General features: G+C 52.9%; 1 pseudogene. It reads left to right on the top strand.

The annotated features are described in order from the left end of the window. Positions 1-646: 646 nt before the first annotated feature. Positions 647-1,114, top strand: a pseudogene (locus tag A3A5_RS39210) (LysR family transcriptional regulator); the annotation flags it as partial. Between the last annotated feature and the right edge of the window lie 92 nt (positions 1,115-1,206).

Genomic DNA, 1,206 nt, shown 5'->3' with positions numbered 1-1,206 from the left:
ATCTCGGGGGCAACTCGCACTCACTCTCTCCACGCTGTGTCGCAGTGTGGGCATTGGAGACGCCGAATTCATATAAGTTCCATCAAGAACAGAACACTACACTAGTAGCTTGCCACCGGGTCAACATCATCGACCTAGACTTTGCAAAGATCGGGCTGACCGTAGATACAACTTAGCCGCTACAGGAGCGCATCCTGTTGAATTTGCGTACTGGAGCGACGTATGGTAGACCGGGTCAGCGCTCAGTGCACATTACGCAGTACATCGCAGCTTCTACAGTGCCATTGCACTCGCCACTTGGTTATGATCTGACAGGGAGTTTACGAGGAAAAGCTAACGCAGCAGGCAACACTAGACACCTGTCCGGATAAACTGTTTTACTAAAGGAGTTCGTTTTTTCATGTTGCGAATCGCAAGTATCTCTTTTCGATGCGCTTCAACTGACGGAGGATCTGGCGCAAATTAGCGGGACGGGGGTTTGCCTGCAATTTTGCGGATAGATATGTGCCGCGTGGCCTATCAACGTCAAATCACATACAAAGTTTTGATCCAGATCAATTGAGGGCATAGACCTTTCTGTCTATCTTCTTTCATATCTCCGCAATCCTTTAGACTCGGGTCACCATTTCTTCGTGATGTTGGCAGAATGTCAAATCTTGCGCTTTCGGAAGTTCGTCATGTCAGCACGAAGTTGTTGCATGTCTTTGTTCTCGTTATGGAGTACCGTAATCTGGGTGCGGTCGCTGCATGCACCCAGCGCAGCGTGAACACGGTGTCCTATAGCCTCGCCCGCTTGGGCGAGATCACCGGTGACCCCTTGTTCCTCAAGCGCAACGGCATACTTGTGCCTACGCCGCATGCTGTGCGTCTGGAAAAGACGGCGCGTCAGATCCTGGCGATATGGGGAGATTTGGTTCGACGCCGCGAGGAGGTCGCGAGCAAGCGTTGCGATGGCGGCAGGCGCGTCGCAATCGGCTTTTCCGCATCGATTGGCGATCCCCTCATCACTGAAATCTTGTTCGCGTTGTGCGAGGAGTTTCCGCAAGACAGCTTTGTCACGCGGCCGGTGATTGCCGACGCAGCGCTTGCCGGCTTTCTCCAAGACGGAGAACTAGGAGCTCGTCGGAGTTGAGGTGAAGCGCGATTCAAAACATCAGGTTCATGACTGGGTTCGCGGCCGGATTGCGGGCTCATCTCAGTCGTCAA

This window comes from Cupriavidus sp. UYPR2.512 (assembly GCF_000379565.1).
In the GTDB taxonomy this organism is placed as follows: Bacteria; Pseudomonadota; Gammaproteobacteria; order Burkholderiales; family Burkholderiaceae; genus Cupriavidus.
This window is presented reverse-complemented; position numbering and strand designations above follow the sequence as displayed.